Origin of the sequence: Lactobacillus sp., from assembly GCF_051893255.1 — a bacterium.
GTDB lineage: Bacteria > Bacillota > Bacilli > Lactobacillales > Lactobacillaceae > Lactobacillus.
In genome coordinates, this window is sequence record NZ_JBJFHB010000009.1 from 1 (window position 1) to 3,762 (window position 3,762).

A 3,762-nucleotide genomic window follows, 5' to 3' on the forward strand; every position below is an offset into this window, starting at 1 on the left:
TTGAACGACTACTCCGTCGAGTAATCATCCAACACTAGATTAGTATGTTTTGTTTTGTTTGCTTAACAGAGAAAATTAAGCTTTAAAGTAGAGACTATTCACACATTGTAATTTCTTCATTTTTTATAAACAATCTATAAAACACTCTTTACCTACCAAAATCAAACAAAAAAGAGCTCAATCATTTGATTGAACTCTTTTTCTTGCAATCCTAGATTACAGGTTTGAAACTTCACCTTGGTAAATTGCGCCGCGACGTGCGTCAACAGTCAAAGTTGAGCCGTCAGCGATCTTGGAAGTTGCGTCAGCAGCACCAACAACAACTGGAATGCCAAGTGATACGCCGACAACAGCTGCGTGGCTAGTCAAGCCTGAAGCTTCAACGATCATACCACTAGCCTTCTTGATAGCTGGCATGTAGTCCTTGTCAGTAGTCTTAGCAACCAAGATGTCGCCTTCCTTAACCTTAGCGTTAGCTTCTTCAGCGCTGTTAGCAACAACAGCCTTGCCGATTACTGAGCCAGTACCAACGCCCAAGCCGCGAGCTACTTGGTCACCAATTACTTGCAACTTCATCAAGTTAGTAGTACCTGATTGACCAAATGGTACACCAGCAACGATGATTACCAAGTCGCCATCCTTAACGAAGCCGTGTTCCTTAGCTACCTTAGCAGCTTCAGCGAACATTTCGTCAGTGTTTGAAGGTTGCTTTGCCAAAACTGGTTCAACGCCCCAAACGATGCCAAGTGAGTGTTGGATCTTTTCATCGAAAGTCAAGGCAACGATAGTTGCGTCTGGACGGTACTTAGAAATCATCCGTGCAGTGTAGCCGGAGCTAGTAGCAGTGATGATAGTCTTAACGCCCAATTCTTGAGCAGTCCGAACAACTGATTCACCGATAGCTTCAGTAACGTTTGAACCCTTGTATTCTTCAAAGCGTTGCAAAGCCAAAGTGTTGCGGCTGTCAAGTTGCTTTTCAGTCCGAACGTCGATGTCGTGCATTGCCTTAACTGATTCTACTGGGTACAAACCGTTAGCAGATTCACCTGAAAGCATAGTTGCGTCAGTACCGTCAAGAACGGCGTTAGCAACGTCAGTAACTTCGGCACGAGTTGGACGTGGGTTTTCTTGCATGGAGTCAAGCATTTGAGTAGCAGTGATAACTGGCTTGCCCAAAGCGTTGCACTTCTTGATCAATTCCTTTTGTACGAATGGTACGTTGATGAATGGAATTTCAACACCCATGTCACCACGAGCAACCATCAAACCATCTGAAACTTGCAAGATTTCGTCGATGTTGTCGATACCTTCTTGTGATTCAATCTTTGGGAAGATCTTAACGTAGTCTGCGTTAGCTTCTTCGCAAAGGGCACGAATGTCAAGAACATCTTGAGCCTTACGTACGAATGAGGCAAAGATGAAGTTGATACCGTGTTGCAAACCAAAGCGGATGTCGTCGGTGTCCTTTTCAGTAATCCCTGGGAGGCGGATTTCAACACCTGGTGCGTTAACACCCTTCTTTGAGCCGATTACGCCAGTGTTTTGAGCTTCGCAGACCAATTCGCGCTTTTCTTCGTCCTTAGCCTTGATAGTCAAACCAACAGCACCGTCGTCGATCAATACAGTACCGCCAACCTTGGTGTCGTCGTACAAACCTGGGTAGGTAACGTGGATCATGTCTTTGTTACCAGCCTTGGTAGCGTCCATAGAAATCCGGATTTCGTCACCAGTGTTGATGGTGAACTTGCCGCCTTCTTGGTCAGTAGTTCTAATTTCAGCACCCTTGGTGTCAAGAGCGATACCCAAAAGTTTGCCAGTCTTCTTTTCAACTTCACGAACCATGTTCATTCTTGCCAGGTGTTCTTCGTGGTCACCGTGTGAGAAGTTAAAACGGAATACGTTTGCACCTGCTTCGGCTAACTTAGTAATGGTTTCAATATCGTTTGAAGCTGGTCCTAAAGTACTAACAATCTTCGTTTTTTTCATTGTGAAAAAATCTCCCTAAATCAAAAACTATAAAAACAACTATCTTGATAAATCTTCGTTAAGCTTTAACAAGTCATAGTCACCCTTGTGAGATTCATCAAACAAATCAAGGATGTCGTGTGAAGTTACCTTGCCGTTTTCAATGCCGACTGCCAAACCACCCTTGCCTTCAAGGAGAAGGTGAACAGCTTCAGCACCAAGCTTTGAAGCAAGCACACGGTCAGAAACCGTTGGCGTACCACCACGTTGCATGTGACCCAAGACATTGGCACGAGCGTCGAAGTCACCATGCTTCAACAATTCTGCCATGAACTTGTCAGCGGTCATGACGCCTTCAGCAACAACTACCAAGCCGTGGTCCTTGCCACGTTCTTGAGCTTGCTTTAAGCGAGTAGCGATTTCTTCAATGTCGTATGGCTTTTCAGGAATGACGATTGCGTCAGCCCCGCAGGCAACACCAACACGCATGGCGATGTCACCACAGTTGCGGCCCATTACGTTAACAATGAACACGCGGTGGTGACTTGAAGCAGTGTCACGAATCTTGTCGATCGCGTCCATTGCCGTCATACATGCCGTGTCGTAGCCGATCGTGGCATCCGTGTAAGGGATGTCGTTGTCGATCGTCCCTGGCAAGCCAATTGAGTTAAAGCCGTGAGCAGTCAGCTTCAAGGCGCCATGGTAGGAACCATCCCCACCGATAACGACAACAGCGTCGATGCCGTGCTTCTTCAATTGAGCAATACCAGCCTTTTGGCCTTCTTCTTCTGCAAATTCAGGATAACGTGCAGAGTAGAGGAAGGTACCGGAAACGTTGATCTTGTGGGCAACATCTTCACTTTCAAGTGGGAAAATGTCACCTGCAACCAAACCTGCAAAACCGTAGCGAATGCCGAAAACTTCCAGACCGTTCGCAAGTGCGACTCTAGTTACGGCTCTCACGGCTGCATTCATACCAGGGGCGTCGCCACCACTGGTCAAAATACCAATCCGTTTCATGAATTCACCTCATCATGATTTAAATTGTGTAATATCTCACATCACATAAATCATAACATTTTTACCGCATAAAGTCTTGTAAAATCTGGTTTAAATTCAACTTTTTTCGTTTTTTTAGCTGTTAGGGCTTACAAATCCTATGCCCACGTTTATGCATTTTTCACTAATTTTAACTTTTTCAATGATTTTCAACGGCAGGCAAGCCCGGGATTCCACCTATTTCAATGGGTGGAGGAATAGGGCCTGCCTGCCTTCTTTCTTACTTAAATTCGTACAGAGAAAGCTTTTGCTCTGCTTTTTGCCAGTTGCCGTTATGCATGATCAGCCGGCACTGCTTTCCATTGATGTAATTCTTGCCATTGTTCAGTACGTAATTGCCTAAGCTATCCGTCAAATATACAAAATATCCATTCGACTTAAAGCCTTGAACGTAGCCCTTGGCATTATTTCCAATTACGCGAACGTAGTCATTCAGCCATATGCCGCGGGCACATTTCGTGTTTTTCGCGTTCCGCTTGGCTGCCTTGTTCGGCTGCTTTCTGCCTTTTCTCGCGGTTGCTTCATGAAGCGACCGCTTCTTCTTGCGAAACTGGCTGATCATCGTCACCGTTTCCGGCATTTGACCGACCGACTTGATTCCGCTGATCGCGATTGCGTCCATGAAGTGGCCTTTGGGCAGATGAAGATTTTTGCGGTCAACGTAGGTTTGCGAGCCATACTGAAAGCTTGCTTCTGGGAAAGCAGTCATGATCCGCTTGCGCAGAATGTTCATGAACG

2 protein-coding genes and 1 pseudogene are annotated in these 3,762 nt (G+C 45.7%); all 3 read right to left on the reverse strand.

Annotated elements, in window-relative coordinates:
• Positions 1-216 precede the first annotated feature (216 nt).
• Positions 217-1,986, reverse strand: coding sequence for a pyruvate kinase (gene pyk / locus ACI4WN_RS00745; RefSeq protein WP_009558589.1), 1,770 nt, complete (start codon positions 1,984-1,986; stop codon positions 217-219).
• 39 nt (positions 1,987-2,025) lie between these two features.
• A complete protein-coding gene (gene pfkA / locus ACI4WN_RS00750) occupies positions 2,026-2,985 on the reverse strand; it encodes a 6-phosphofructokinase (protein WP_009558590.1) in 960 nt (319 codons plus the stop codon).
• A gap of 259 nt (positions 2,986-3,244) precedes the next feature.
• Positions 3,245-3,762, reverse strand: a pseudogene (locus ACI4WN_RS00755) (RNA-guided endonuclease IscB); the annotation flags it as partial.

Coding starts and splice junctions, on each gene's coding strand:
- pyk (WP_009558589.1), bottom strand. CDS start 1,986: ATGAAAAAAACGAAGATTGTTAGTACTTTAGGACCAGCTTCAAACGAT.
- pfkA (WP_009558590.1), bottom strand. CDS start 2,985: ATGAAACGGATTGGTATTTTGACCAGTGGTGGCGACGCCCCTGGTATG.